The organism is Dietzia sp. SLG310A2-38A2, from assembly GCF_014145095.1.
Lineage (GTDB): Bacteria > Actinomycetota > Actinomycetes > Mycobacteriales > Mycobacteriaceae > Dietzia.
In genome coordinates this window covers 1-4,021 of record NZ_JAALDX010000071.1, presented here as the reverse complement: position 1 = coordinate 4,021, position 4,021 = coordinate 1, and the positions used below count along the sequence as shown (strand labels likewise).

The following is a 4,021-nucleotide window of genomic DNA, read 5'->3' as shown; positions in this document are numbered from 1 at the left end:
GGGGGCGGCCACATGATCTCGCCGCCCTTGGCCACGGTCACCCCGCGCTGGACGACGTCGTCCAGATCCAGCGCCCACCGACCGTCCTTCTCCGGGGTGACGAGCTTGGTGAGGTTGACCAGGTTGGTGCCGTACAGCTGCGAGGCCTGCGCGGGCAGGCGCCCGGCGAGATCGGTGTACCCGATGATCGTCACGCCGTTCTCGGTCACCACGACCTCGTCGGCGACGCTGCCCTCGACGTTGCCGCCCTGGGCGGCGGCCATGTCCACGATCACCGAGCCGCGCTTCATCGACGCCACATCCGCGGCGGTGAGAAGACGCGGGGCCGCCCGGCCCGGGATCAGCGCGGTGGTGATGACGATGTCCACGTCGGCCGCCTGGGCCGAGTACAGGGCCGCCGCCGCGCGGTCGTAGGCCTCGCTGGTGGCCTTGGCGTAGCCGTCCGTGGAGACGACCTTCTCCTCGTCCGGGACCTCGACGGGCAGGTACTCGCCGCCGATCGACTTGACCTGGTCGGCCACCTCGGGACGCGGATCGGTGGCGCGGACGATCGCCCCGAGGCTGCTGGCCGCACCGATCGCCGCCAGACCGGCGACCCCCGCACCGGCCACCAGCACCTTGGCCGGGGGGACCTTGCCCGCCGCGGTGACCTGTCCGGTGAAGAACCGGCCGAAGTGGTGGGCGGCCTCGATCACGGCGCGGTAGCCGGCGATGTTGGCCATGGAGCTGAGCACGTCCATCGACTGTGCACGGGAGATCCGCGGGACCGCGTCCATCGCCAGCGCGGTGACCCCGCGCTCGGCCAGGACGGACAGCAGTCGCTCGTTCTGGGCCGGTGCCAGCAGGCCGACGAGGGTCGCACCGGACCGCATCCGGGCCACCTCGGCCTCCGTGGGCACCGCGACCTTCAGCACCACATCGCCCGACCAGGCCACGTCACCGGAGACCAGGTCGGCGCCGGACTCGGCGTAGGCCTCGTCGGAGAACTCGGCGCGGGTGCCGGCGCCGTGCTCCACGACGACCCGGTAGCCCAGGCCGATCAGCTTGGCGACGGTGGCCGGGGTGGCGGCCACCCGGTTCTCCGCGGGATCGGACTCGGCGACCACGCCGATCACCGAGGGGGCGTCCGCACTGTCCCGGATATCGGTCTCCGGGGTCATATCGGGGATCTCTTCGAGGCTCGAGGCCATAGGGGTTCCTTCGACAGCGTTGTGGAGAGTCGACGCGCGTGCTCCGACTCAGACAATGTCAGTTCATTACATCGTGTTCGGGTCCCGGTGTGTGATCGCCCGGGTTCGCTCCGGGCACCGGTCTGGGATTCGAGCTGTGGGATGCGAGCTCACGAGGGTGGCGCGGGCGAGATGGTGATCTCTGCTCCGTCCACCATGATGGCGTTGTCCTCAGGGGCGTCGGCATGGTGGCGCCGACCTCCGGGAGAACATCTGCGTGAGCCTACGTCACACCGATAATTGAACCCGATTCAGGTGACATGTGCAACGACCGGGTCTCACATCCCGGCCCGAAATGCGAAGAGCCGGCCTCTCGGCCGGCTCACGAGGCAACCGCAGCTGCTCTCATCTGGTGGGCGAAGGGGGACTTGAACCCCCACGTCCCGAAGGACACTGGCACCTGAAGCCAGCGCGTCTGCCATTCCGCCACTCGCCCGAGTAACGCCCGCATACGTTAACACGCACCAAACCAGCCACACTAATCCGCTGGTGGAGTCGGGCTCCACGACCTCCGGTGATCCCAGGCACGTGCTTCGGGCCGCCCCCGCCTCTATGATCGACCGGATGCCGCCGTCACGAGCGGCGACCAGACGTCCGGCACGCACCAGGGAAACCGACACGCACCAGGGAAGAGGAGGCGCTCGTGGGAATCGTCGGCAAGTTCGAACGCACACTCCAGGGCGCGGTCGGGGACGCCTTCGCCCGCCTCTTCGGCGGCAAGGTGGTGGCGGCCGAGGTGGAGGCGCAGCTCCGTAAGCAGTCCGAGGCCTCCCTCAAGGTGGTCGACGGGCACCTGCTGGTCTCCAACAGCTACACCATCACGCTCGCCCGGTCGGACTACGCGTCCTTCACGGAGGACGAGGCCCTGGCCGTCAAGACGTTCTCCCGCCATCTCTCGGACCACATCGCGGAACAGGGGTGGGAGACCTACGGCCCGGTCACGGTCACCTTCGTCGAGCGCGACGACCTCCACACCGGGCAGATGCGTATCAACGGGGTCGTGGACCCCGACGCCGTCCCGTTTCACATCTCGGCCGCCGCGCCGGCACCGGCACCGGGCCATCCGGCTCCGTCGTCGCCGTCCCCCGCGTCGCCGGGCGCCAGTCAGGAGAACAACCCCATGCAGGCACCCGCCTCCAACTACCCAGTCGCCACCCGGTCCGGGTCCGCCGGCCAGAACCCCGGTTGGGGTGGCCCGTCCGACGCCCCCACCCAGATCACCCAGGGTCGCGCCTCGCTCTCGGTGACACTGCACCTCGAGGACGGATCCGGTCGCACCTTCCGCCTCCAGCGCGGGTCCAACCTGCTGGGGCGCGGCCAGGACGCCGCCTTCCGACTCCCGGACACCGGGGTGTCCCGGCAACACGCTGACATCCGTTTCGATGGCCGCGAGGCGGTCCTGACCGACCTGGGTTCCACCAACGGGACCACGGTCAACGAGGGCCCCGTGCAGGACTGGCAGCTGGCGGACGGCGACGTGATCCGCGTCGGACACTCGGAGATAACCGTCCGGTTCGACTAGCCTCGACACGCAAGGACCCCCGGGAACCTCCGGGGGCGATCACACGTTGCCCGAGGTGACCTGACCGGAGAGGGGAGGACCGAACTCGTGCAGGGACTCGTCCTACAACTCTCGCGTGGCCTCCTCCTGGTGCTGTTGTGGCTGTTCATCTACCTCGTCCTGCGGGCGCTGAAGACCGATGTCTTCGGCAACGTCGGGATGCGGTCGGGCAACCAGGGTGAGCGCCGAGGCGGATTCCTCGGCCGGGGCACCAAGGCGATCCGCCACCTCGTCGTCACCCAGGGCGCCCTGGCCGGCACCCGCATCACGCTGTCCGAACAACCGGTCCTGCTCGGCCGGGCCGACTCGTGCACGTTGGTGATCGACGACGACTACGCATCCAATCAACACGCCAGGCTGTCGCCCCACGGGCCGGACTGGTTCCTCGAGGACCTCGGTTCGACCAATGGCACCTATCTGGACAGATCGCGGGTGACGACCCCGGTCAAGGTGGCCGCCGGCACGCCGATCCGAATCGGCAAGACCGTGATCGAGCTGCGCGCGTGACCCCGGCGCTCAGTTACGCCGCCCGCTCCCACACGGGGATGGTGCGGGACAACAACGAGGACTCCGCCTACGCCGCGCCCCGCGTCCTCGCGTTGGCCGACGGTATGGGCGGTCACGCCGCGGGCGAGCTGGCCAGCCAGATCATGGTCGCGACCCTGGCCAAGCTCGACGAGGACCAACCGGGTTCCGATCTCGCCGGCGCGCTCAGCCGGGCCATGCACGAGGGCAACCAGGCGATCGCCGCGCACGTCGAGGCGCATCCGGAGGCCGACGGGATGGGTTGCACGCTCACGGCCCTGCTCTTCGACGGCCGGCGCATGGGACTGCTCCACGTGGGCGACTCGCGCGCGTACCTGCTCCGCGACGACGTCCTCACGCAGATCACCAAGGACGACACCTTCGTCCAGTCGCTCGTCGACCGCGGCGAACTCACCGCCGAGGAAGCGCACGTGCACCCGCGCCGCTCGCTCATCCTCAAGGCCCTCACCGGAGAGCCCGTCGAGCCCACCACCGTCGTCCGCGAGGCACGGGTGGGCGACCGCTACCTGCTCTGCTCGGACGGACTGTCCGACCCGGTGAGCACCGAGACCATCGCCGAGACCCTCGGGACCGGGTCCGCCGACGCCGCCGCCGAGCGGCTGGTCCAGCTCGCGCTGCGCTCCGGCGGCCCGGACAACGTCACGGTCGTGGTGGCGGACGTCGTGGACTCCCCCCGCGGCGGCAC

Annotated in this window: 4 protein-coding genes and 1 tRNA gene; 3 read left to right on the top strand and 2 right to left on the bottom strand. The window is 69.9% G+C overall.

The annotated features are described in order from the left end of the window. Positions 1-1,160 (bottom strand): Re/Si-specific NAD(P)(+) transhydrogenase subunit alpha (locus G6027_RS03020; RefSeq protein WP_182635304.1); only part of this gene is annotated, 1,160 nt, incomplete at its 3' end. A gap of 419 nt (positions 1,161-1,579) precedes the next feature. Further along, positions 1,580-1,665 (bottom strand) — tRNA-Leu (locus tag G6027_RS03015). A 207-nt stretch (positions 1,666-1,872) separates the two neighbouring features. Here G6027_RS03015 and G6027_RS19425 point away from each other — a divergent pair. The 3 genes from G6027_RS19425 to G6027_RS03000 all read left to right on the top strand — a co-directional run. Continuing rightward, a complete protein-coding gene (locus G6027_RS19425; RefSeq protein ID WP_182635302.1) occupies positions 1,873-2,751 on the top strand; it encodes an FhaA domain-containing protein in 879 nt (292 codons plus the stop codon). A gap of 87 nt (positions 2,752-2,838) precedes the next feature. Next, positions 2,839-3,297 carry an FHA domain-containing protein gene (locus tag G6027_RS03005; RefSeq protein WP_182635300.1) on the top strand — a complete coding sequence of 153 codons (459 nt, stop codon included), beginning with the start codon at positions 2,839-2,841 and terminating at the stop codon, positions 3,295-3,297. Continuing rightward, positions 3,294-4,021, top strand: a 728-nt coding sequence (locus G6027_RS03000) for a protein phosphatase 2C domain-containing protein (protein ID WP_182635299.1), incomplete at its 3' end; no start/stop codon positions are given. The genes G6027_RS03005 and G6027_RS03000, both read left to right, overlap by 4 nt.